Annotated in this window: 21 protein-coding genes, 1 tRNA gene and 1 pseudogene; 13 read left to right on the plus strand and 10 right to left on the minus strand. The window is 71.7% G+C overall.

Annotation, left to right across the window (positions count from 1 at the left end; translation table 11 throughout):
- The coding region (locus ABZU53_RS06690) for a helix-turn-helix domain-containing protein (protein WP_355064355.1) at positions 1-281 on the minus strand (281 nt) is incomplete at its 3' end.
- A 63-nt stretch (positions 282-344) separates the two neighbouring features.
- Here ABZU53_RS06690 and cysS point away from each other — a divergent pair.
- Both cysS and rlmB read left to right on the plus strand, forming a co-directional pair.
- Positions 345-1760 (plus strand): cysteine--tRNA ligase, encoded by a 1416-nt coding sequence (cysS, locus tag ABZU53_RS06695; protein ID WP_355064357.1) that lies wholly within the window; start codon positions 345-347, stop codon positions 1758-1760.
- Complete coding sequence (rlmB, locus tag ABZU53_RS06700; RefSeq protein ID WP_355064359.1) at positions 1760-2893, plus strand: 23S rRNA (guanosine(2251)-2'-O)-methyltransferase RlmB; 1134 nt, start codon at positions 1760-1762, stop codon at positions 2891-2893. The genes cysS and rlmB overlap by 1 nt, the downstream gene beginning before the upstream one ends.
- Positions 2894-2942: 49 nt before the next feature.
- On the opposite strand, the gene ABZU53_RS06705 is transcribed toward rlmB, so the two are convergent.
- Together ABZU53_RS06705 and ugpC are read right to left on the minus strand one after the other, a co-directional pair.
- Complete coding sequence (locus ABZU53_RS06705; RefSeq protein WP_355064361.1) at positions 2943-3530, minus strand: hypothetical protein; 588 nt, start codon at positions 3528-3530, stop codon at positions 2943-2945.
- Positions 3531-3700: 170 nt separating this feature from the next.
- Positions 3701-4792 carry a sn-glycerol-3-phosphate ABC transporter ATP-binding protein UgpC gene (gene ugpC / locus ABZU53_RS06710; protein ID WP_354857386.1) on the minus strand — a complete coding sequence of 364 codons (1092 nt, stop codon included), beginning with the start codon at positions 4790-4792 and terminating at the stop codon, positions 3701-3703.
- A gap of 340 nt (positions 4793-5132) precedes the next feature.
- On the opposite strand from ugpC, the gene ABZU53_RS06715 reads away from it, so the two are divergent.
- Positions 5133-5209, plus strand: a tRNA-Thr gene (locus ABZU53_RS06715).
- Positions 5210-5314: 105 nt separating this feature from the next.
- Here the strand turns inward: ABZU53_RS06715 and ABZU53_RS06720 are convergent.
- Positions 5315-5755, minus strand: a complete 441-nt coding sequence (locus ABZU53_RS06720) for a hypothetical protein (RefSeq protein ID WP_355064363.1) — start codon at positions 5753-5755, stop codon at positions 5315-5317.
- A gap of 25 nt (positions 5756-5780) precedes the next feature.
- On the minus strand, positions 5781-6152 hold the full coding sequence (locus tag ABZU53_RS06725; RefSeq protein WP_355064365.1) for a tyrosine-type recombinase/integrase: 372 nt from the start codon (positions 6150-6152) through the stop codon (positions 5781-5783).
- Between the two features lie 154 nt (positions 6153-6306).
- Between ABZU53_RS06725 and ABZU53_RS06730 the strand changes: the two genes are divergently transcribed.
- The 5 genes from ABZU53_RS06730 (at position 6307) to ABZU53_RS06750 (ending at position 10266) form a co-directional block, all read left to right on the plus strand.
- On the plus strand, positions 6307-6552 hold the full coding sequence (locus ABZU53_RS06730) for a hypothetical protein (RefSeq protein ID WP_355064367.1): 246 nt from the start codon (positions 6307-6309) through the stop codon (positions 6550-6552).
- 1085 nt (positions 6553-7637) lie between these two features.
- Complete coding sequence (locus ABZU53_RS06735; RefSeq protein ID WP_355064368.1) at positions 7638-8696, plus strand: hypothetical protein; 1059 nt, start codon at positions 7638-7640, stop codon at positions 8694-8696.
- The gene (locus tag ABZU53_RS06740) at positions 8693-9094 is read left to right on the plus strand and encodes an AraC family transcriptional regulator (protein ID WP_355064370.1); all 402 of its coding nucleotides are present in this window, start codon (positions 8693-8695) and stop codon (positions 9092-9094) included. Before ABZU53_RS06735 ends, ABZU53_RS06740 begins: the two co-directional genes overlap by 4 nt.
- A 34-nt stretch (positions 9095-9128) precedes the next feature.
- Positions 9129-9548, plus strand: a complete 420-nt coding sequence (locus ABZU53_RS06745; protein WP_354857380.1) for a VOC family protein — start codon at positions 9129-9131, stop codon at positions 9546-9548.
- A gap of 67 nt (positions 9549-9615) precedes the next feature.
- On the plus strand, positions 9616-10266 hold the full coding sequence (locus ABZU53_RS06750; RefSeq protein ID WP_355064372.1) for a histidine phosphatase family protein: 651 nt from the start codon (positions 9616-9618) through the stop codon (positions 10264-10266).
- 12 nt (positions 10267-10278) lie between these two features.
- Here the strand turns inward: ABZU53_RS06750 and ABZU53_RS06755 are convergent, their stop codons facing one another.
- On the minus strand, positions 10279-10842 hold the full coding sequence (locus tag ABZU53_RS06755; RefSeq protein WP_355064374.1) for a hypothetical protein: 564 nt from the start codon (positions 10840-10842) through the stop codon (positions 10279-10281).
- Between the two features lie 168 nt (positions 10843-11010).
- Between ABZU53_RS06755 and ABZU53_RS06760 the strand changes: the two genes are divergently transcribed.
- The 4 genes from ABZU53_RS06760 to ABZU53_RS06775 all read left to right on the plus strand — a co-directional run bounded on the left by ABZU53_RS06760 (position 11011) and on the right by ABZU53_RS06775 (position 16335).
- Entirely contained in the window at positions 11011-13398 is a 2388-nt protein-coding gene (locus tag ABZU53_RS06760; RefSeq protein WP_355064376.1) for a M4 family metallopeptidase, read from the plus strand.
- Positions 13399-13547: 149 nt separating this feature from the next.
- A complete protein-coding gene (locus ABZU53_RS06765; RefSeq protein ID WP_355064571.1) occupies positions 13548-14321 on the plus strand; it encodes an enoyl-CoA hydratase/isomerase family protein in 774 nt (257 codons plus the stop codon).
- Positions 14322-14383: 62 nt separating this feature from the next.
- Positions 14384-14542, plus strand: coding sequence for a hypothetical protein (locus tag ABZU53_RS06770; RefSeq protein ID WP_354857371.1), 159 nt, complete (start codon positions 14384-14386; stop codon positions 14540-14542).
- A 269-nt stretch (positions 14543-14811) separates the two neighbouring features.
- Positions 14812-16335 (plus strand): serine/threonine-protein kinase, encoded by a 1524-nt coding sequence (locus tag ABZU53_RS06775; RefSeq protein WP_355064378.1) that lies wholly within the window; start codon positions 14812-14814, stop codon positions 16333-16335.
- 67 nt (positions 16336-16402) lie between these two features.
- Here ABZU53_RS06775 and ABZU53_RS06780 read toward each other — a convergent pair whose 3' ends face one another.
- From ABZU53_RS06780 to ABZU53_RS06795, 4 genes are all read right to left on the minus strand, one after another.
- Positions 16403-16846: an HNH endonuclease gene (locus tag ABZU53_RS06780; RefSeq protein WP_355064380.1), complete on the minus strand. Its 444-nt coding sequence runs from the start codon at positions 16844-16846 to the stop codon at positions 16403-16405.
- A 215-nt stretch (positions 16847-17061) separates the two neighbouring features.
- Positions 17062-18318, minus strand: coding sequence for a hypothetical protein (locus ABZU53_RS06785; protein WP_355064381.1), 1257 nt, complete (start codon positions 18316-18318; stop codon positions 17062-17064).
- A 66-nt stretch (positions 18319-18384) separates the two neighbouring features.
- Entirely contained in the window at positions 18385-19938 is a 1554-nt protein-coding gene (locus ABZU53_RS06790) for an FAD-dependent oxidoreductase (RefSeq protein ID WP_355064383.1), read from the minus strand.
- Positions 19939-19968: 30 nt separating this feature from the next.
- Positions 19969-20451: an MSMEG_6728 family protein gene (locus tag ABZU53_RS06795; protein ID WP_355064385.1), complete on the minus strand. Its 483-nt coding sequence runs from the start codon at positions 20449-20451 to the stop codon at positions 19969-19971.
- Positions 20452-20557: 106 nt separating this feature from the next.
- Between ABZU53_RS06795 and ABZU53_RS06800 the strand changes: the two are divergent.
- Positions 20558-22363: pseudogene (locus ABZU53_RS06800) on the plus strand (NAD-binding protein); the annotation flags it as partial.

Here is a 22363-nt window from a genome sequence, read left to right on the forward strand (position 1 = left end):
GGCAGCGCCCCCTCGGCGAGCAGCGGCTGGGCGCGTCGGGCCAGGTGCAGCACCCCGGCGCCGAGGCGGAGCCGGCCGTCGCTGTCGCGGCGCAGCATGCCGTGCCCGGTCAGCGGGCCGACGAGCCGGTAGACGGCCGCCCGGCCGATGCCGAGTCGCGTCGCCACCTCGGTGACGGTCAACCCGGCCGGCGCGTCGGCGACCAGGTGCAGCAGTCGCAGACCCCGGTCGAGAGTCTGGGACGTCTCCCCGGCCCGGCCGGACCCCGCCGTCTCATCCACAGCACGCAGCGTACGACCCGGCACCGGCGGGCCCGGACAGGCACGGACGGCTACCCTTGTACGGTGACGCTACGCCTGTATGACACCGCCACCCGATCGGTGCGGGACTTCGTCCCGCGGGAAGCCGGCAAGGTGGGGGTCTACCTGTGTGGTCTCACCCTCCAGGCGCCGCCGCACATCGGCCATCTCCGCTCCGGCGTCAACTATGACGTGCTGCGCCGCTGGTTGCTGGCCGCCGGCTACGAGGTCACGTTCATCCGCAACCTGACCGACATCGACGACAAGATCCTCGTCAAGGCGGGGGAGCGGGGTCGGCCGTTCTGGTCGATCGCGTACGCCAACGAGCTGGTCCTCGCCGAGTCGTACCGGGCGTTGAACGTGCTGGCGCCCACCTACGAGCCGCGCGCCACCGGGCACATCCCCGAGATGCACCAGCTGATCACGAAGTTGATCGCGGACGGGCACGCGTACCCGGCCACCGACGGCTCCGGTGACGTCTACTTCGACGTGGCGTCCTGGCCGGCGTACGGGTCGCTGTCGGGTCAGTCGCCGGACGCGATGCAGTCGGCGGGGGACGCCCCCGACCGGGGCAAGCGTGACCCGCGCGACTTCGCCCTCTGGAAGGGCGCCAAGCCGGACGAGCCGGCGGACGCGTACTGGCCGTCGCCGTGGGGGCTGGGCCGCCCGGGTTGGCACATCGAGTGCTCGGCGATGTGCTGGCGCTACCTCGGCCCGGAGTTCGACATCCACGGCGGCGGTCTGGACCTGACGTTCCCGCACCACGAGAACGAGATCGCCCAGTCCCAGGCGGCCGGGTTGCCGTTCGCCCGCTACTGGGTGCACCACGGGCTGCTCAGCATCGGCGGGGCCAAGATGGGCAAGTCCGCCGGCAACGCGCTCGACCTGGCGTACGTGGCTTCGCTCGGCGTGCGGCCGGTGGAGCTGCGCTACTACTACGCCGCCGCCCACTACCGCTCGGTGATCGACTACTCGGAGGACTCGCTGCGCGACGCGGCCACCGCGTACCGGCGGATCGAGGGTTTCGTGCAGCGGGCCGCCGAGCGGGTGGGCACCGGGCAGTTCGGTGAGCTGCCGGCCGGCTTCGTCGCGGCCATGGACGACGACCTCAACACCTCCGCCGCGCTGGCCGTGCTGCAACAGCACCTGCGCGACGGCAACACCGCGCTGAGCACCGGCGATGATGTGACCGTCCGCACCACCCTGGCCGCGGTACGGGCGATGCTGGATATCCTCGGCATCGACCCCTTCGACGAGGCCTGGACCGGTGGCGGCAGCTCGAACGATCTGCGCGCCGTGGTGGACTCCCTGATCGCGCTGGCCCTGGAGCAGCGCGCGCAGGCCCGGGGCCGCAAGGACTGGGCCGCCGCCGACGCGGTACGCGACCAGCTCAAGCTGGCCGGCGTGGTGGTCGAGGACACACCCCAGGGCCCCCGTTGGACTATTGGAGAGCAGGACTGATGGCCGGCAACTCGCAGCGCCGTGGCCGGCGTCTGACGCCGAAGGCAGGTGCCCCCAAGGGCACCGGCGGCAAGAACAAGGACTCCCTCGCCGGACGCGGGCGCACTCTGCCCGCCGACGAGCGGCCGTGGCACAAGGGTTACTCGGGCACCGAGAAGCTGCCGCAGCGCACCGCCTGGAAGCAGGACAAGGAGCGCCGGGCGGCGGCCGAGGAGGGGCGTGCCCCGAAGATCGGTCAGCCGGGCAGCAAGGACACCACCTGGGGCAAGGGTGGTGGCCGGGGCGTACCAGCGAGTCGGGGTGGCGCCGCGGGTCGGGGTGGTCGGCCGACCGCCGGCCGGACCGGTCCCCGGGTCGCGCCGGGGCGCAAGTCCAACCCGTCCAAGGACACCCCGGAGCTGCTGGTCGGGCGCAACCCGGTGCTGGAGGCGCTGCGCGCCCAGGTGCCGGCGACGGCGCTCTACGTCGCCCAGGGCATCGACATGGACGACCGGATCAACGAGATCATCCGGACGGCCGCCGACCGGGGCATCGCCAACCTGGAGATCAGCCGCGCCGAGCTGGACCGGATGACCGGCGGCGTGCTGCACCAGGGCGTCGGCTTGCAGGTGCCGCCCTTCGCGTACCAACCCTTCGAGGACATGGTCGCCGCGGCCCTGGAGCAGCAGGCGCCGCTCCTGGTGGCGCTGGACGGGGTCACCGACCCGCGCAACCTGGGCGCGGTGATCCGTTCGGCCGCCGCGTTCGGCGCGCAGGGTGTCTTCGTACCCGAGCGGCGGGCTGCCGGGATCACCGCGACCGCCTGGCGGACCAGCGCCGGCGCGGCCGCGCGGGTGCCGGTGGCGCAGGTCACCAACCTGACCCGGTCGCTGAAGGCGTGCCGGGACGCCGGCTTCATGGTGGTCGGCCTGGACGCCGACGGCGACACCGACCTGTACGACCTGGAGGCCGCTGTCGGGCCGCTGGTGGTGGTGGTCGGCTCCGAGGGGCGCGGGTTGTCCCGGCTGGTCGGCGAGACCTGCGACCTGACCGTGAGCATCCCGATGATCTCCGAGGTGGAGTCGCTCAACGCCAGCGTGGCCGCCGCGGTCACCCTCGCCGAGGTCGCCCGCCGCCGCTCGGTCGAGCTGTAACGACGTCGACGAGGCCCCTTCCCGCCCGGTGCGGGAGGGGGCCTCGTCGTCAGATCTGGTGGGTCCAGGCGACGAAGAGCAGCGCCCCGGCCACCGCGATCAGCAGCGTGACCGGTATCAGCCACGCCGGAGCGCGCTCCCCGTCGAGACGTCGGGTCAGCCGCTGGTGCACGGCGGCGATGCCGATCAACGCGAGCAGGGCTGCGGCGGCCATCGGCAGGCCGACGAGGAAGTGCGCCAGCCACGCACCGGCCCGGGTCGGGCCACCCCAGGAGTGGTCGTACGGACCGCTGTCGACGATGCCGTACAGCACGCCGCGCAGCACCATCAGCAGCTCGACGCCGAGTGGCACGAGGGCCACGACGCCGAGCAGCAGACTGAGCAGCCCGTGGCCGAGCACCGCGACCGGGCCGGGCCGCCGGCCGGTTGCGGGCGTCGGCGGCGCTCCGAGCAGCCCGGTACGCAGGGTCCGCCACCGCGCGGCGGCGGCACCGGCCCCACCCACCGGGGCGGTCACCAGCGCGAGCAGGGCGACCGGCGCCAGCGTCGCGCAGTAGGCGAGGCTGCGGCCGGCCAGGCGGGCGGTCCGGTACGGCCGGGAACGGATGGTCGGGTGAGCGGTGGCGGTGGCGGACACGGCGTCTCCTCGGGTTGAGCGTGCCGCGACGCTACGGGCGCGGCCCGCCCTGCCGAGTCACCCCGCGGAGCCACATTGGTGCTGGCACCGCGGGGTGAGAAGCCGTCCCCGGGTACGACGAAAGGGGCGGCCCGCCGAAGCGGACCGCCCCTTTGCGGTACGGCGTTACGTCAGATCCGGCTGCCGGTGGCGGCGTGGAAGACGTGGCTGCGGCCGGTGCGCGGCTTGACGAACACGGTGTCACCCATGTTCGGCATGGTGCGCCGGTCGGTGCGGACGACGAAGCGCTCCGAGTTGCCACCCAGCGCGGCGTGCCCGTAGACGTTGGCGTCCGAGCCGAGGTCCTCGACCAGCTCGACGACGACCGGCATGCCGCCCTCGGTCGGGCTGACCAGGTCGCAGTCCTCCGGGCGGAAGCCCACGGTCACGTTGCCGTCGCCACCCTCGGCGCGGGCCGCGGCGACCTGCTCGCGGGTCAGCGGGATGTGCAGCTCGGCGAACTCGGCGCCCTGCTCGTTCAGCGGAACGGTCTTGATGTTCATGGCGGGAGAGCCCATGAAGCCGGCGACGAACACGTTGGCCGGGGTGTCGTACAGCGCCCGCGGGGTGTCCACCTGCTGGAGGACACCGTCGAGCAGCACGGCGACCCGGTGGCCCATGGTCATGGCCTCGACCTGGTCGTGCGTGACGTAGACCGTGGTGACGCCCAGCTTGGCCTGCAGCGAGGCGATCTGGGTACGGGTCTGCACCCGCAGCTTGGCGTCGAGGTTCGACAGCGGCTCGTCCATGAGGAAGACCTGCGGCTCGCGGACGATCGCCCGGCCCATCGCGACACGCTGACGCTGACCGCCGGAGAGCGCCTTCGGCTTGCGGCTGAGGTACTCCTCCAGCTGGAGCAGCCCGGCCGCCTCCTTGACCCGCCGGTCGATCTCCGACTTGGAGGTCTTGCGCAGCTTGAGGGCGAACGCCATGTTCTCGTACACCGTCATGTGCGGGTAGAGGGCGTAGTTCTGGAAGACCATCGCGATGTCGCGGGCCTTCGGGGGCAGGTGGGTGACGTCGCGCTGGTCGATGTAGATCGAGCCGGCGTCCACGTCCTCCAGGCCGGCGAGCATGCGCAGGCTGGTGGACTTGCCGCAACCGGAGGGGCCGACGAGAACGAGGAACTCGCCGTCGCCGATCTCGAGGTCCAGCTCGTTGACGGCGGGACGCTCGGTGCCCGGGTAGATCCGGGACGCCTTGGAATAGGTGACCGTAGCCATGGTGGTGCGCTTCCTTTCACCGGCAGGAACGTGCCGGACGATCCGAGTGAAGGAGCGACCGGCACGTACCCGTGCCGGTCAGCGGACGGCGGTCGGCCGCGGGGGCGGCCGTGGTGTCGTCCGTGTCACTGCACGGTAAACGGGTTTCCCCGTGCTGCCAAGGCGAGCGGCCCGCGGAGGTGATCCGTTGCCCACGCATTCCGGGCACTCGGGCACGGGCAGGCATCAATCGACGTCTCCTCGAAGCGACGGGCGTCGGGTTGTTGACGTTTCCCATGCTCGGGAGCCCTCGCGATCGGGATATTCAGACGTCAGTCGCTATGCTGACCTCGACGCACGCGCCCCTGTAGCTCAGCTGGCCAGAGCACTCGCCTTGTAAGCGAGATGTCGCCGGTTCGATCCCGGCCGGGGGCTCCAATTCCACCAGGCACTTCCCGGACCGCAGGACCGGGAGCGCGGTGATTGACAGCAAGGCTGACAGCAACCCGGTCTCCGGCAGCCGTCCGCGCCCGGCAAAGTCGGTCACTTCCGCCAATCGTCGTCATCACAGACCTTGGGGCCGCCCTCTTCCAGGCCTACAGCCAGTCGCACGACGCCTGTCGATTCGTCGGGGTAGGCCAGGGTGACCGGGAAGGTCAGGTAGGCACCGTCGATCCCGGTGGACCTCGCCGGTCTGCCGATTGAGAACGACACGAACGGTCGCTGCTCTCGAAGGAACGCGGCATGGTCCGACTCGGTGTAGTCCGGTAGCACGTCGGAGCAGAGCTGCTGGTAGGCCGCACGGTGATCGGTGCCCCGAACCCGCTCCAGGTACTTGCTCAGGGCGGCCGTGGCCTTGCGCTGGTCCCGTCGTTGGTGCAACTCGCCCTGCCAGGTGAAGACTCCGCAGCACATCAATACGCAGGCCACTGACAGGAGCGCCGAAAGCAGGCAGCGTCGGGTGCGCCCAGCCAGCAGGGCCATGGAACGGAGACTATCGGTCATCAGATCAAGAAAGCCGTCCGTCCAGCTTGCCGAGCGCCTGACGCATCGCGTCAAGGCGGGCGTGGGCGTAGACCTTGAGCGTGATCTTCACGTCGAGGTGCCGGGCGATGGCCTGGACGACGTGCGGCGGGACGCCCAGCTCCATCAGCAGCGAGACGACTGTGTGCCGCAGGTCGTATAGGCGGACACCGGGCAGACCGGCGGTCTCGCGGAGCCGGGCGAAGGAGCGACTGAGGTTGGTGGGCTCCATCGGTGTGCCCCGCTCCGATGGAAAGGTGAGGTCGTGCTCCTCCCACACCTCCGCCAGCGCTTCCCGCTCGGTCTGCTGGCGCCGGCGATGTCGGGCTCCATCTGACGTGTTACGGATCGCTGTCACTTGATCCGTGACACGTCCGGCTAGACGATCCTGGTTTTCCCTTGTCTCAAGCTACTGCTTACGCCGGACGAAGGAGGACGACTTAACGCTCGCGCGGCACGACCAAGAGGCGACCGAAGCCGCCGTCACGCACCTACTGACGGAATCCCTCCTGATGATTCGCTACCTGGCAGCATCGGATGGGGATCGGACCGTGCCGGACAACCGCCGCCAGGAGCAGGTGCACACCCTCGCCGACCTCTGCCACAACCTTCCGGCCTGGCTTGATCCGACGCGCCGCGAACGCATCCATGGGGGCATTGCCTTCATGTGGCGCACAGCCTCGCCGATCAAACGGCGATGGGTCCGGCAGTGCTGGGATGCGATTGGCTACGACTACCGTTGGCTCATAAGTGACTGACGGGCTGACGACGCGCACGAGCAAGGCTGGACGTCCATGGGCTCAACGGAGCGCCAGATTCCGGTGTGGCTGTCCGGTCAGGGGCGTGTCTGTCCGTGCTGGGGGTGCGTGGGGCTAGGGTCCTCGTCATGCCGAAAGCCCGTGTCCCCGAACTGCCTCCCACTGGACGGCTGGGTCGGCACCATGGTCTTGCTGGCTGGCTGCTGACGCTGCGGGTCAGGCTCTTGGTAGCTCCAGTGATGGCCGGCGCCGTCGTCGTGCTCTCGCTGGCCGCATGCGGCGAGAGCACCACCCGTCCGGCCGCGTTCCCTTCGTCGCCAGCTGTCACTGCGTCAGCGGCCAGCCCTAGGCCATCCCCAAAGCCATCTCGGACGGTCGGCAGCCTAACCGTCGATAGCGAGGCGGGGCAATTGCTGTTGACACGGCAGGATGTAGGTAGTGAATGGCGGGGCAGCGTCGCTGATCTTGCAAGGGAATCGCGGACCGACAACCCTGCTTGCAGTGGCGTGGAGCGTGGCATTTACAGCAAGGGAAGCGCTCGCTCGCTCGTCAGTGCCTCGTGGCGTTATTCCGATACCGAGCACAGCGAACGGCTTGACCACATTGTCAAGGTCCATCCCGAGCATGGAGCTGCAGCTGAGATTGCCCGCGTCCGTGCCGGTGTCAACCGGTGTCGGGCCTGGAAGGAGGGGGGTGACGCCCCCGGGTACGACTTCACCATGTCGATGCAGCCAGTTACGGCCCCGAGGGCGGGGGACGAGGCAGTCGCTTGGCGGCAAAGCAGCAGGTACGGCCGGGCTCCGAATGTTGTCACGAAGTACGGGGTCCTGCTGAGGGTGGGAGAAGTTACGTCCATTGTTCAGTACTGGCCTGGCAGGGAGATAGCCAGTTCGGCAGCCGAAAAGAAGCTGCGCGAACTTGTCGCCGTAGCCGCGGCACGAGCAGAGAAGGCGCGGTAATCGCGGCAATGCCGGCTCCGCCTGAAAAATGACCCCGTGGTTTCGTCCCCCCGGCGGCCCGTCGGCAGGAGCATCGATGGTCGGCCACTCCTATAGTTCGGGTGTCACCGACCGTCGAGGAGTCGCATGAGCCCGGTCGTCGCTATCGCCGGTAGTGCCCAGGCGGGCCGCTCCTACTCGCCCGCCGTACGCGACCCGGAGGGTGCGGCTGCCGCGGCGGCCGAACTGGGTGCGGCACTCGCCAACCAGGGCTGCCGCATCGTCGTGTACTCCGGCGATCCCGAGTACCTGGAACGGGACGTCGTGCGCGGCTACATCCGCTCCGGCCGGGCGATGCCCGGGTCGATCCTGGTCCGTGGTCGGTACCAGCAGGACGTGGACTTCGAGGAGGTCCAGCGGCACCCGGAGCTGTTCACCGTCGTGCCCGAGTCGACCGACGACTGGGAGGTCAGCTTCTACCGCTCCCTGCTGATGGCCGACGCGTTGCTGCTGGTGGGCGGCGAACGCTCCACGTTCATCGCCGGGCTCATCGGGCTGTCCCGGCGCATCCCGGTCGCGGCGGTCGCCGCGTTCGGCGGAGCCGCGGAGAAGGTCTGGCAGCGCCTCAGCACTGAGCGTGGCGTCGCCACCGAGGAGGAGGTGGCCCTGCTCGCCCGACCGTGGCAGCCGGGCGCCGCCGAGCCGATCGTCGCCGCGCTCTGCGCTCAGGTGCAGCGCCGCGCCGAGCAGGAACGCGCCTCCCGCGAGGCCGAGCGGGCTGCCGGGCGGCGTACGGTGGCGGGCCTGGTCACCGCGCTGGTCCTCCTGCTGCTCGCCCTCGCCACGATCCCGCTGGCGTACGCCGCTCCGACCGGCGGATGGCAGAACGTCGCCGTTCTCGTGGCCGCCCCGCTGTTCGCCTCGGTGTGGGGTGCGATCGTGCGCAACGCGTACGACGGCAGTGGCAACTGGCTGCGGGCGGCGGCGTTGGGCTCGGCCGCCGGTGTCATCGCCTTCCTGCTGTTCGTCGCGGCGCAGCTCTCCACCAACCCGGGCCTGCTCGACGGTGATGCGGCGCGGCAGTTGGTCTTCTTCGTCCTGGCCATCGGGTTCATCGGCGGGTTCACGTCCGAGGTCGTCTACGCCAAGCTGCGCGACCAGGACGTGACGCAGACGTCGGTCCTTCCGCCGGGCGGCCTGCGGTGAGCCGGGCCGTGGAGGAGTCCAACCGGGCGATGCTGCGTGCCCGCGACGCGATGGACCGGGCGTACGCCGAGCCGCTGGACATCCCAGCGTTGGCCCGGATCGCGTACGTCTCCGAGGCGCACTTCATCCGGACGTTCCGGGCCACCTTCGGCGAGACGCCACACCGCTACCTGCAACGCCGCCGCGTGGAGCGGGCCATGGCGCTGCTGGTGGAAACGGGCCGGGACGTGACAGACATCTGCTACGCGGTCGGCTTCGGCAGCTTGGGCACGTTCAGCCGGACGTTCCGGCAGATCGTGGGGGAGTCCCCCTCGGATTTCCGGCGTCGCCGCGCGGCGGCGGGCAACGTGCCGTCCTGCTTCACCAAGGCCTGGACGCGTCCCAGCAGTTTTGGATAAGCAGCAGGTCAGGGCCACCCTCTACGGTCGTGGCATGACGATGAACGCGATCAGCCGCTCCCAGATCTACGTCCTCGACCAGGACCAGGCGCTTGACTTTTACGTCAACAAGCTCGGCATGGAGGTCAACACCGATCAGGACCTCGGCTTCATGCGCTGGTTGACGGTGAACCTGCCCGGTGACCCGGAGCGCGAGATCCTGCTGGAGAAGCCGGGCCCGCCGGCCATGGACCCGGCGACGGCCGAGCAGGTGCGGGAGCTGCTCACCAAGGGTGCCCTGGGTGGCTACCTGTTCATGACCACCGACGACGCCCACAAGACCCACGAGGAGCTCGTGGCGAAGGGCGTCGAGATCACCGACGAGCCGACCGAGCGCCCGTACGGGATCGACTTCGGCATCCGCGACCCGTTCGGCAACAAGATCCGCATCGGCCAGATGTTCCCCCGGGCGTAGCGCCAAGATCAAGAAACCGGAAGGCGCGGGCCAGTCCCGCGCCTTCCGGTGTGTTTGGGTGTACGGCATGCGAACGCGGCTGTTGTACCTGACCCGACATGGCGAGCAGGACCTGACCGGGCACGCCGACACGGACTCGACCGAGCCGGATTCCGGCCTGTCCGAGCGCGGCCGGCGGCAGGCCACGCTGCTCGGTGAGCGCCTGCGGGGCCGGTCGTTCGCCGCCGTGCACCACGGGCCGTTGCGCAGGGCCGCGCAGACCGCCGAGGTGGTCGCCGCGGCACTGCCCGGCGTTCCGGTGTACGCCACGGAGTTGGCCGGTGACCACCTCCCCCACGACACGGACCCGGCCGGCCTGCCGTCGGCGTACGCCGATTTCCTGGCCGGATTCTCGACGGCCGAGCGGGCCGACGGGCCGCGGGTGACGGCGGCGGCGGTGCGGCGCTTCACGGGTTTGGTGGTCGCCGACGAGGGAGCAGCCGAGGGCGAGCCGGTTCGTGAGCTGGTGGTGACGCACACCTTCCTGATCGCCTGGCTGGTCCGGCATGCCCTCGACGCGCCGGAGCGGCGGTGGCTGGGTTTGAACCACCACAACGCGGGGTTGACCGTCATCCGGTACGGCCCGGCCGGGCCGCCGAACCTGATCACCGTCAACGACGTGGCGCACCTGCCGGCGGAGCTGCGCGGCACCGGCCTGCCCCCGGACTACCTGGTCTGAGCTGCCGGTCGGTCAGCTGGTGACCCGCAGCAGCAGCTCGACGAGCGCACGGGTGGCCGGCGGCGGCGCGGGATCGGCGGGGCAGTCGACGTACCCGGTCTCGACGACGCCGACGGTCAGGCGGTAGCTGAACGCGTCCGCGCAGCTCGTCGCGGTGGCCGTGCGGCGGGCCTCGGTGGTCAGCCGGGGGTCGGCCGCCAGGCCGCGGAGCCGGCCGAGGTCGGCGGCGTCGAGTTTTCCGGTACGACGGCTGCCGGCCCGGTCCACCACCGTCCACCGGCCGTCCGGTTCGACTGTCACGGTGTCGCCGCGTCCGGCGAAACCGCCCGAGCGGAACAGCGTCACCCGCCCGGCCGCGGCGTCGGTGGCACCCGGTCCAGGTGGCACGGGTCCGGTCGGCGCGGTGCCGGTCGGCGCGGTGCCGTTCGGAGTGGTAGGTGTCGCGGTCGCTGGCGGCGGGGTGCCGGTGGCCGCTGGTTGGTTGGCGGGGCTTCCGGCCCGGTCGGTGCCGGTGCAGCCGGCCAGGAGGGCGGCCAGGAGCGCAATCGTGACGCCGGTCGTCGAGGCGGGTCTCATGTCCGTCGGACGTGCCGTTGCCAGCGTTGGTTCCCCTGTCAAGGCCCTCATCCGTTCGGCCAGTCTCAATGTCTGCGAGCGGTCCAAGCCTTCTCTTTTCTTGAACACATCGCTATATCTACATGCGTGACCACCCCCGTCACACCCTTTCTCCTTTCAGGAGGGCACGTGAAACGACCCCTCGCGGCCGTCAGCGCAGCGCTGCTCACCAGCGGCCTGTTGACCTGCGTCGCCACCGCGGCGCACGCCGCCCCACCCACCGCTCCCGCGCCGGACGCCTCCGCCGCGGCCCGAGCGGCGACCGTCTTGCAGACGAACCCCGGCGCCGTCCAGGGTTCGAGCGCCGAGTCCTACCAGGTGCTGAGCACCAAGGTGGACGCCACCGGCGCAGCGCACACCCGCTACGCCCGGACCTACCAGGGACTCCGGGTGTACGGCGGTGACTTCGTCATCCACACCGCGCCGAACGGCACCTACGCCGGCAGTTCGGTCGGACTCGCCGCACCGCTGACCCTCCCCACCACGGCCCGGGTCACCGCCGCCGCGGCGAAGAAGACGGCCCGCGCCGGGTTCAGCGGCAAGGCCGAGACCGTGGGCGCTCCGGAACTGTTCGTCGACGCCAGCTCCGGCAAGGGCCGGCTGGCCTGGGAGACGGTGGTCAGCGGCTGGCAGCCGGACGGGCAGACGCCGTCGCGGCTGCATGTGATCACCGACGCCACCTCAGGCGCGACCATCGGGTCGTTCGACGAGATCGAGTCGGTGGTCGGCAGCGGCCAGGGCATCTACACCGGCGCGGTCAGCATCGATACGACGCTCTCCGGCAGCACGTATCAGATGATCGACCCGTCGCACGGCAACGGCCGCACCTGCGACATGAACAACGGCACCTCCACCTGCACCACCTTCACTGACGCCGACAACGCGTGGGGCACCGGCGCCAACTCCAACCGGCAGTCGGCCGGCGTGGACGCCCACTTCGGTGCGGCGAAGACCTTCGACTACTTCAAGAACGTCCACGGCCGCAACGGCATCTTCGGCAACGGCAGCGGCGTGCCCAGCCGAGTGCACTACGGCAACAACTACGTCAACGCGTTCTGGGACGGCGCCCAGATGACCTACGGTGACGGCTCCAGCAACTCCCGCCCGCTGGTCTCGCTGGACGTGGCCGGGCACGAGATGAGCCACGGCGTCACCGAGGCGCTGGCTGGCCTGGTCTACTCCGGTGAATCCGGTGGCCTCAACGAGTCCACAAGCGACATCTTCGGCAACATGATGGAGTTCTACGCCGCCGCGCCGAGCGACCCGGGCGACTACCAGGTCGGCGAGAAGATCAACATCAACGGCAACGGCACGCCCCTGCGCTACATGTACAACCCGTCGCTGGACGGCTCGTCCGACAGCTGCTGGTCCACCAGCACCAAGAACAAGGACGTGCACTACTCCTCCGGCGTCGGCAACCACTTCTACTTCAACCTCGCCGAGGGCACCGGCGCCACCTCGTACGGCACCTCGCCGGTCTGCGGCTCCGCCCCGGCGGTGACCGGCATCGGCCGCGCCAAGGCGGAGAAGATCTGGTACCGGGCCCTGGACGTCTACTTCACCTCCAACACGACGTACGTCAACACCAGCAACCCGGCGAACACGGCGCGCGCCTACAGCCTGCGGGCCGCGACCGACCTGTACGGCAGCTGCTCGACCGAGTACAAGGCCGTGCAGGCCGCCTGGACGGCCGTGAACGTGGCCGGCAACGACGCACCCTGCTCCACCGGCAACGACTTCTCCGTGTCGCTGTCGCCGACCGCCGGCTCGGTGAACCCGGGCAGCGCGGCCTCCACCACCGTGTCGACCGCCACCACCAGCGGTACGGCGCAGACCGTGACGTTCTCCGCGTCCGGCCTGCCCAGCGGGGCGAGCGCCGCGTTCAGCCCCGCCTCGGTGACCTCGGGCGGCTCGTCCACCCTCACCATCAGCACCTCGGCGAGCACCCCGCCCGGCACCTACTCGGTCACCGTGAACGGCGCGGGGTCGGTCACCCGCAGCGCCACCTACACGCTGACCGTGAACGGCACCGGGGGCGGCTGCACCGCGCCGGGGCAGAAGCTGGCCAACCCGGGCTTCGAGTCCGGCGCGACCGGCTGGACGGCCAGCTCCGGCGTGATCACCACCGACAGCGGCCAGGCGGCCCACGGCGGGTCGTACAAGGCGTGGCTGAACGGGTACGGCACCAGCCACACCGACACGCTCGCCCAGTCGGTGGCCCTCCCGTCGGGCTGCTCGTCGTACACGGTCAGCTTCTGGCTGCACATCGACTCGGCCGAGACCACCACCACCGTCGCGTACGACAAGCTCACGGTGCAGGTGCTCAACTCGGGCGGGACGGTGCTGGCCACGCTGGCGACCTACTCGAACCTGAACAAGGCCACCGGCTACAGCCAGAAGTCCTTCTCGCTGGCCGCGTACGCCGGCCAGACCGTCAGCCTGAAGTTCACCGGCGTCGAGGACTCCTCGTTGCAGACGTCCTTCGTGGTCGACGACACCGCTCTCAACGTCTCCTGATCTGACCTGACCTGACCGACAGCCGGGCCCGGCGGCCATCCTCAACGGTGGCCGCCGGGTCCGCGCCGTCAGGTTTCTGGCAATCTTGGACAGTTGCCGTCAGCTCCTGACGGAAACTGTCCAAGATTCGCTTCAGCGTGGAATTCGGGGTGAACGTGTCGGACGCGGAACTGACCGTCGCGGTGACCGGACCGGTGGCGACCGTGGTGATCCACAACCCGGCCCGCCGCAACGCCATGACGGCTGCCATGTGGCGGCAACTCCCCGAGCTGCTCGACCGGCTGGAGCCCGACCCCGACGTACGGGCCCTGGTGCTCACCGGCGCGGGCGACGCCTTCTGCGCCGGCGCCGACCTCGGCGACCTGGCCGAGCTGCTGGACGCCGGCGACACCAGCATCGCGGTGGCCGCCGAGGAGCGGCTGGCCGGCTTCGCCAAGCCGACGATCGCGGCGATCCGGGGCGCCTGCGTCGGGGGTGGCGCTCAGCTCGCGGTCGCCTGTGACCTGCGGATCGCCTCGGATGACGCCCGCTTCGGCGTACCCCCGGCCCGGCTCGGGCTGGTCTACCCCGCGCCGACGACGCGGCGGCTGGCCCGGCTGGTCGGCCCGTCGGCGGCGAAGCACCTGCTGTTCACCGCCGATCTGATCGACGCCGACCGCGCCCTGCGGATCGGCCTCGTCGACGAGGTGCTGCCGGGCGACCGGCTCGCCGCACGGGTGGACGACCTCACCGCCACGATCGCCCAGCGGTCGCCGCTGAGCGTCGCCGCTGCCAAGGAGATCGTCGACGACCGGGCCGGACCGGCACGGATCGCCTGGTGGCACCGGAAGGTGGCGGACAGCGGCGAGGCCCGGGAGGGCGTGGCGGCAATGGCGGAGCGCCGGGCACCCCGCTTCGCCTGGCGAGGGCCGACCGAGCGCTGAAGCTCGTCGCCTACGCCTCGTCGTCGCCGTACGCCGACGAGCCGAGACTCCTCACGCTCGACATGGCCTCGTGCCTGTTCGAGGCGAGCGTCGATCTGGCCCACCTCCTGCCGGACCCGCCCGACCCCGTCGAGTTGTACAACCGCTTCATGGGCTTCGCCCGCCAATTCGTCATCGGTACGCCCCGCCGGCCAGGTCGCCGCAAGTGGTTCGAGCCCTAGACGAGTAATTCCTAGCCTTTGGGGCGGTTGGCGCAGCGGGCGGCCGGCGGTGACCCTCGGTCACCTCGGTGGGGGCGGATGCGGTGGTAAGCGGTATACCTCAGAGTCATATTCATACCTCTGAGGTATACCGCTCAACAGCACATCGACACGGCGGGCAGCCAAAGTGGATGGCCAGAGCCCTTCGCCGCAGCCACCGCGGACCCATCCATTGCGAAACCTCGATCCCGGGTGGTGTCCGCTGCGGGCGGTACGGCAGGCTGTCCGTCGTGCAGCGTGATCGGTTGCTTGCGGGCCGCTACCGGCTCCTGGAGCGTCTCGGCAGCGGCGGCATGTCCGCGGTCCATCGGGCGTACGACGAGGTGCTCGAACGGGACGTGGCCGTGAAGGTGCTCGTCGCCTCGGACGCCAACGCCCGACAGCGGATCCGGGCCGAGGCCAAGGCGGCGGCCCGGTTGTCGCACCCGTACGTCACAGGCGTCTACGACTTCGGTGAGTCGGTCGTCGACGGCGTCCAGGTGCCGTTCGTGGTGCTGGAACTGCTCAACGGCGTCACCCTCGAACAACGGTTGGCCGCCGGTCCGCTGCCACCCCGCGCCGCGCTGCGGGTCTGCGCCGAGGTGGCCACGGCACTCGCGGCCGCGCACGCCCAGGAGCTGGTGCACCGCGACGTGAAACCGAGCAACGTGATGCTCACCCCCACCGGCGCGAAGGTGCTCGACTTCGGTATCGCGGCGGCCGTCGGCGACCCCGAGATCGACTTCGATGGACGGCTGCTCGGTACGCCCGCCTACCTCGCACCGGAGCGCCTGGCGGCCGGCGAGGTCCTGCCGGCCTGCGACGTGTACGCCCTCGGCCTGCTCCTGCACCGGACGCTCACCGGTCGGCTGCCCTGGGCCACCGAGGCGCAGACCGCGATGCTCCGTGCCCACGTCCACGTCGAACCCGACCCGTTGCCCGAGATCGACGGAGTCCCCGCCGAGATCCACCGGCTCTACCGCTGGTGCCTGGCCCGCGATCCCGCCGACCGGCCCTCGGCCGCCGACGCGGCCCGCATCCTGCTCGGAGCTGCCGCCGGGCCGGCGACGGCGGATGTAGCCGCAGCCGCGGGCGGAGCGACCGAGGGCGGGCCGGCGGCTGACGAGGATGAGCCGGTCGACGACGCGCCGTCCGAGCCCTCCGCCGGTGTCACCGCCGACCCGACCGATGCCTCCCAGCGACACCCCTGGCGTCGGCGTCGGGTGGCGCTTGCGGTCGGCGGCGCGGTGATCGCCGCGGTGGCGGTGGCCGGGTCGCTGGGCGACTACGGCACCCGGCAGCACGACGGGCCCATTCCACGAACCGGCATCGGCACGGGTGGCACCACCACTGTGGGGCTGCCGCAGACCGTTGCGCAGCCCGAACCGTCCGCCGCCCGTCCGCCGGCCGGCCCGTCGGCCCGGAACACCCCGGCCGTTCCCCGGACCAGCCCATCGACGGGTTCGGGCGGAAGGTCCACTCCGGCACCGACCCCGTCCAGGCCGACGCCCACACCCACGCCCACGCCCACGCCCACCGACCCTGCGGTGGTCACGGTGCAGGCCCAGGGCGGAACGGTCACCGTCCGCTGCCTCGGAGGATCGGCCGAACTGCTCACGGTGACGCCCACGTCGGGCTATCGGGCGGCGCCCTACGACCCCGGCCCGGCGAAGCAGGTCCAGGTCGAGCTGACCTCGGCCGAGCACAGCAGCGAGATCCGTGTGCACTGCGCGAGCGGCCGCCCGAAGCCGAAGGTCAAGGAACGCGGTCTCTGACCGGGGCCGGCGGGTGCCGCGCCGGGGCGTACCCCGACGCGGCCCCCCGTTCCCGCCGGCCGGTCGGTCACCGCCCGGCCAGCGACGCCCAGCCCGGGTTCACCGGCTCCCGGCGCAGCGGCATGCCCGCCTCCGCCGGGGTGCGGTCGCCCTTGCGCTGGTTGCAGCCGTAGCAGGCGGCGGTGGTGTTTCGCCAGGTGTTCCGGCCGCCCCGCGAGCGCGGCAGGATGTGGTCAATGGTCGACGCGACCCCGCCGCAGTACGCGCAGCAGCGCTCGTCGCGGCGCAGCACCCCGGCCCGGGACCAGGCCGGCCCGGAGCTGAACCGCCACCGGGTGACCACGTAGCGGACCAACCGCACCACTCGGGGCAGCGGGAAGACGCCGATCACCTGGTCCGGCTCCGCCTCATGGATCTCGGCCACCCGACGGCAGAGCATCCGGACGGCGTGCTGAACGGTGACCCGGTGCAACGGGCCGAGGTCGGCGTTGATGACGAGAACGGCGTCCACCGGGACTCCTTTCCAGCTGGTGACGGACAGCGAAGAGCCGCCCGGTCCGGCGTTCGGACGGGGCGGCTCGGCGCGTACGGGTACGCGTCAGTCCGGCCGGCCCGCCCGAGGGCCTTTCGCTCGCCAACCGTCGCCGGGCAGCGTCGACGACGGCACGGTGGTGACGTGCGACCTCGTCATGATCTGCTCCCGCGGCGGTGGTTGACCTTGCGCGATCACGGTAGGTCGGCACGGGAGAGTGGGGCAACGTATTTCGATGGGCTGCCCGGCTCCTCGGGACGACCCTGACGCCGGGTCCGGGGAGCGCGCCGGGTCCGGGGAGCGCGCCGGGTCGGGGTAGCGACCCCCGCCGCGCGGCGGGCGTTGGCCAGTGGCCGGTCCAGCCGCAGGGCCATCCGCGTGGTGAGTTCGCTGTCCAGGAGGGGCCGGTTGACCTCGCCCGCGACAGCCAGCGCGGGGCCGGAGACGGAACGCCAGATGGCGGCCAGCCCGGCGCCCAGACCGAGCAGGGCGACGGTGGCCCGCGTGGTCGGTGAACCGGCCGCGGCGGCGGCGCTCACCCCGACCACCGCGAAGAGCACCACCAGCAGGGGCACCAGCACCGGCCAGAAGATGCCCCGGGCGGCCTGGGCCACCAGCCGCCGGTCCCGGATGATCAGGTTCCGGGCGACCACCGCGTAGTCCTCCTCGTCGAGCAGGTCGCGCGGATGCAGGCCGCCGGTGAGCACGCCGCGCCAGAGGTCACCCTGGTTGCGCAGCTCGCGGCTCAGCTCGGCCGGTTCGGGTTCCGCCGGATCGCCCTGGCCGGCCCGTTCCACCGCGACCGCCCAGGCGGCCAGCGAGCGGCGTACCACAGCGGCCGAGTACGGCGGCAGCACGCTGGCCAGCTCGTCCAGCCACCGGCTGAGCTGGATCTGCCGGCCGTCGAAGCGCCGCAGCAGTTGGGCGGCGTCGCCGGGCCGGACCGTGTCGGCCAGGGACCGGCCCAGCCGGTAGGCGAGCCCGACCCGGAGGTTGGTGGCCATCGCCCAGCGCAGCACGTCCACGTTGAGGTCGTCGAGGGCGAGCAGCAGCGGTTCGGTGTCGGCGGTGTCGGGCTGTTCCAGGTCGGGCAGCCGGTCCAGGTCGGGCAGCCGGGTCCGGGCGGCGGACGTGTCCGGCAGCGGCCCGGTGTGCCGGGTGAGCGCCGAGATCTGGGCCAGCGCGACGTCCACGCCGTCGAGGTACATCCGCATCCGGCGCGGGAGCGACATCTCGGTCAGGTTGGAGAGCTTGGCCGGTGGGTGGGCCGGGACGGTCGGACCGGGTTCGGCGTGCTGCCCGTGGTGGTACGCGTCCGCCATCCACCAGCCCAGCCGCAGCGCGGTGACGACGCAGGCGCGCTCGTCGCGGAGCAGCGGGTACGCGTCGTCCCGGCCGGTCTCCTCGGTCAGCGGAACGCTCTGGGCGCCGACGCGGTGCAGTGGTGACATCGCCGCTGCCCTCCCGCCCGGCCGATCGACAGATGATCATTCGAGCGTACGGCAGCGTACCGTCGGTTATGTTGCTTTTTGTCGGTTTGGGGTGGCCCGCCCGGCCAGCAGGCCCCGAGGCCGGATCGAGCGCACCGGCTCGGCCGCGGCGCCCTCCGCGCGCAGGATGTGGTTCGCCGCGATGATCCCGGTGGCAGCGGAGCGTTCCATCAGGGCGCTCGGGAAGTCCGTGGCGATCCCGTCGCCGGCCAGATAGACGCCGGGCGCCTCGGTGCGCACCCCCGGACGCCAGGCGTGGCTGCCCGGCGTGAACGCCGGCGCCTGCGCCTCCACCCGGGCGCGCAGCTCCCGGACCCGCAGGTCAGCCGCCTCCGGCCAGAGCGCCACCAGCTCGCGGCGCATCCGCTCGGCCAGCTCCTCGGCCGGCACACCGGGCTCACAGGCGTACGCGTGCAGCTCGACGACCGAACCGCCGGTCTGTCGCGCCCAGCGGCGCGACTCGTTCTCCAGCCGGTGGTAGAGCGTCACCGAGTCCAGTGTGGGCTGCCGCGACACGCCGCTGAACACGGCCCGGTCGGCCGCCACGTCCCCGTCGCACCAGTACCGCGCCACCGCGTACGGCGGGCCGGGCGTGCCGAAGCGGGGCATCCGCGCCGCCAGCTCCGGTGCCCGCCCGACCAGGTCGGGGGAGGCCGCCACCAGCGCGGCCAGGGCCGGCGGATCCACCGCGAGCACCACGTGGGCCGCCGGGTGGCTGCCGCCGTCGGTGGTCGTCACCCGCCAACCCTCGCCGTCGCGGTGCACCCCCGTGGCGCCGGACGCGGTGAGCACCCGACCGCCGTGCTTCTCCACGTGCCTCGTCAGCGGCTGCCAGATCGCGGTCGCATAGTCCTCGTCGGGGCAGTCGAAGGCCAGCCCCTCCGGATTGCCGAGCAGGTAGAAGTGGAACTGGGCGACCATCTCGGCCGCCGACATCTCCGCCTCGTGGTTGAAGAACGAGTGCGAGAAGACCTCGAACAGCATCGCCCGCGCCCGGTCCGGCAGTCGCAGCGAGGCCAGCAGCTCGTCGGCGGTGGTGTCGTCCAACTCCGCGTAGGTGCGGACCGGGTCGTAGGTGAGCAGCGGCAACGCCGCGTCCCGGTCCATCGACCGCAGATCGGCCAGGCGCAGGCTGGGACTGCGCAGCAGCAGCGCCAGCAGGTTGGCCGGCGGCGCGGGCGGCAGCCTGCCGAACTCCTCGGTCGGCCACTGTGCACTGAGGATCGGATAACCCGGAATCGGCTTGAGGAAGCCCAGGTCGGGCTCGACGCGACGAAGGATGGAACGCCAGTTGTAGTACTGCCGGAAGAACGCGTGGAAGCCATGCTCGTTCTGCTGCTCGCCGTCGCCGAGCGCCTCGGGCCACGCGCCGAGCCGCCCGCCCAGCGTGGGCGCCGCCTCCAGCACCGTCACGGCCACACCCCGCTCGGCCAGCACGACCGCCGCCGACATGCCGGCGATCCCGCCGCCGACCACCACCGCCGCGACCGGTCCCGGCACGCGGTCGGCGCCACCTCCGCCCGGGTCCACCTGGTGCTGACGTACGCCGATGAGCCGACCCACCACACGCGACAGCGCCACGCGCACCTCCCTCTTCCGGCCCAGTCTCCCCTACGGCAGGCAGCGGCGCTGGCGGTCGGACGCGGGCCAGACGTACTCCAGATCCTCCGGGACGTCGGCGCCGAAGATCGGGCGGTAGTGCGCCGGGTCCTTGCGCAGCAGCGACGAGCGGTGGCTCAGGTGCAGGTCGTCGCGGCCGAGCCAGGGCGGCAGGTCACCAGCGCGGGCCAGCTCGTCCTGTGTGCGTACGACGCCGGCCCCGCAGGCGGCGGCGAGGTCGACGGTCAGCGTGGTGGCGCAGGTGTCGGCCCGTCCCGGCTCGGTCCAGACGGCACACATGTCCAGCCCGTAGCGGGTGAGCGCCTCCTCGTACCCGGCCCACATCTTCACCGCCGGATGGTTGCGCCACCCGTACCCGGGTCGGGTCAGGCCGCGGAGCACCTGGATGGCCTCCACCCGTTGCTTGCCCAGCCGCTTCTGGTCCAGCGCGCGGGCGCTGGCCAGAAAGTCCGGGTACGGCAGGAAGGTCTGCATCCCGGTGCTCTACCCGCCGCCCCGGTCGACATGCCTGGTCGACATGCGTGCTCGGGATGATCCGGGCGGGGTCGCCCAGTGTGGTCGTGCTGGTTACGATCCGGGCATGGCGGAGCCGTGGCGGGACCGGGCGCGACGGGCGGTCGAGTGGAACTGGCGGCTACGCGCCGCCGGTGATCCGCGTCCGCACTACGTGATCTGCGGCCGGGACGCGCTCGCCTACTACGTGGCCCGTGCGATGGTCGAATCCGACCTCCCGGCCGGCGGCGTCCGGGTGACCGTCGTGGTGCCGGAGCGCTACCGCCGCAACGGGCCGGACGTGGCCGGGCTGCGTGGGGTCCGCGTGGTCCGCTCGGAGCGTCTGGACGTGGCGACCTTCGAGGCCGCCGGGCTGGCCGGGGCGACCGGCCTGGCCCTGCTGCACCAGGACGACGTCGGCAACCTGCACGCCGCGCTCTGCGCCCAGGCCGTCGACCAGCGGGTGCGCCAGGTGCTGCGGATGTTCAACGGCACCCTCGCCGATGGCGTACGCAAGCTGCTCAAGGCGCCCGTCGAGGTGCTCTCCGACGCCGAGATGGCCGCGCCGGCGTTCGTGGCCGCCGCGCTCGGCGAGGTCGACCCCAGCTCCTTCCAGCATCGGGACAAGACGCTGCGGGTGGCGCGGCGGGCCGACGTCCGGCCGCAGGACGTGGTGTGCGCGCTCGCTCGCCCCGACTCGGAGCAGGGCATGGAGCTGCTGCCGGCCGAGCAGGCCGGCGCCGACCTGGTGCTCGCCGAGGCGACCGGGCAGCCGCCGGGCACCGAGGTCGCCGCCCGGCGGCTGGTCCGGGCGCGGCGGCGTCGCCGCCCGGTCGCGGTGCTGCTGCGGGCCGTACGCGGCTTCGCCACCCGCAAGATCGGCATCGCGGTGATGCTGGTGCTCGCGGTCATCGTGGTGCTCGGCGCGCTGATCTCCCGGGCCGAGGACGTCTCCCCGCTGGAGGCGCTCTACCTGACGCTGGTCACCACGCTCAGCGGCGCCGACCCGGACACCGGCAAGGCGGCCGACGCGCAGATCATGCAGGTGGTGCTCAACCTGGCCGGGCTGGCGCTGATCCCGCTGATCACCGCGGTCGTCGTGGACGGCATCGTCAACGCCCGGCTGGCCCTGCACACCGGCCGGCTGCAACCGGCCCGCGCCGGGCACGTGGTGGTGATCGGCCTGGGCAACGTCGGCACCCGGGTGATGGCACAGCTCCGCGAGTACGACGTCGAGGTCGTGGCGATCGACAAGGATCCGGAGCCGCGCGGCGCGACCCTGGCCCGCCAGTTGGAGGTGCCGCTGGTCGTCGGCGACGCCGCCCTGCCCGAGACCCTGACCGCCGCGTCGGTGGCCGACTGCCAGGCGCTGGTGGTGGCGTCCACCGACGACGTCGCCAACCTGGAGGCGGCCCTGGCTGCGCGCGACCTCCGGGACGACCTGCGGGTGGTGCTGCGGCTCTTCGACGGTGACTTCGCCGAACGGGTGGAGGAGACCTTCGCACTCGGGGTGTCCCGATCGGTTTCCTACCTGGCCGCACCGGCCTTCATCGGCGCGCTCACCGAACGCGCGGTGATCACCACGATCCCGGTCGACAGGCACGCGCTGCCGGTTGCCGAGGTGCCGGTCGCCGCCGGCTCCGAGCTGGACGGTCGACCCCTGGACCTGGTCAACCGGGACGGGCAGGTCCGGCTGATCGCCCGGACCCCGGCCGGCGGCGCGAAGACGATCTGGTGGCGGGACCTCGACCCGCGACAGGTGATCTTCGCCGGTGACCGGCTCACCGTGGTCGCCCGCCGACGTGGCCTGGACTGGCTGACCACCCAGTGCGCCCCGCCCGCCCGCACCGGTCCGGTTCCCCGGCCGACCGGGCCTGCGCCCGGCGGCGAGCCG

Source organism: Micromonospora sp. NPDC005194, from assembly GCF_040608335.1.
Taxonomy (GTDB): domain Bacteria; phylum Actinomycetota; class Actinomycetes; order Mycobacteriales; family Micromonosporaceae; genus Micromonospora.

What these genes read in the sequence shown, in the direction of transcription:
- ABZU53_RS06755 (WP_355064374.1), bottom strand. Translation starts at nt 10,842, where the DNA reads ATGAGACCCGCCTCGACGACCGGCGTCACGATTGCGCTCCTGGCCGCC.
- ugpC (WP_354857386.1), bottom strand. Translation starts at nt 4,792, where the DNA reads ATGGCTACGGTCACCTATTCCAAGGCGTCCCGGATCTACCCGGGCACC.
- ABZU53_RS06785 (WP_355064381.1), bottom strand. Translation starts at nt 18,318, where the DNA reads ATGTCACCACTGCACCGCGTCGGCGCCCAGAGCGTTCCGCTGACCGAG.
- ABZU53_RS06720 (WP_355064363.1), bottom strand. Translation starts at nt 5,755, where the DNA reads ATGGCCCTGCTGGCTGGGCGCACCCGACGCTGCCTGCTTTCGGCGCTC.
- ABZU53_RS06735 (WP_355064368.1), top strand. Translation starts at nt 7,638, where the DNA reads ATGAGCCCGGTCGTCGCTATCGCCGGTAGTGCCCAGGCGGGCCGCTCC.
- rlmB (WP_355064359.1), top strand. Translation starts at nt 1,760, where the DNA reads ATGGCCGGCAACTCGCAGCGCCGTGGCCGGCGTCTGACGCCGAAGGCA.
- ABZU53_RS06795 (WP_355064385.1), bottom strand. Translation starts at nt 20,451, where the DNA reads ATGCAGACCTTCCTGCCGTACCCGGACTTTCTGGCCAGCGCCCGCGCG.
- ABZU53_RS06770 (WP_354857371.1), top strand. Translation starts at nt 14,384, where the DNA reads ATGGCCTCGTGCCTGTTCGAGGCGAGCGTCGATCTGGCCCACCTCCTG.
- ABZU53_RS06745 (WP_354857380.1), top strand. Translation starts at nt 9,129, where the DNA reads ATGACGATGAACGCGATCAGCCGCTCCCAGATCTACGTCCTCGACCAG.
- ABZU53_RS06730 (WP_355064367.1), top strand. Translation starts at nt 6,307, where the DNA reads ATGATTCGCTACCTGGCAGCATCGGATGGGGATCGGACCGTGCCGGAC.
- ABZU53_RS06750 (WP_355064372.1), top strand. Translation starts at nt 9,616, where the DNA reads ATGCGAACGCGGCTGTTGTACCTGACCCGACATGGCGAGCAGGACCTG.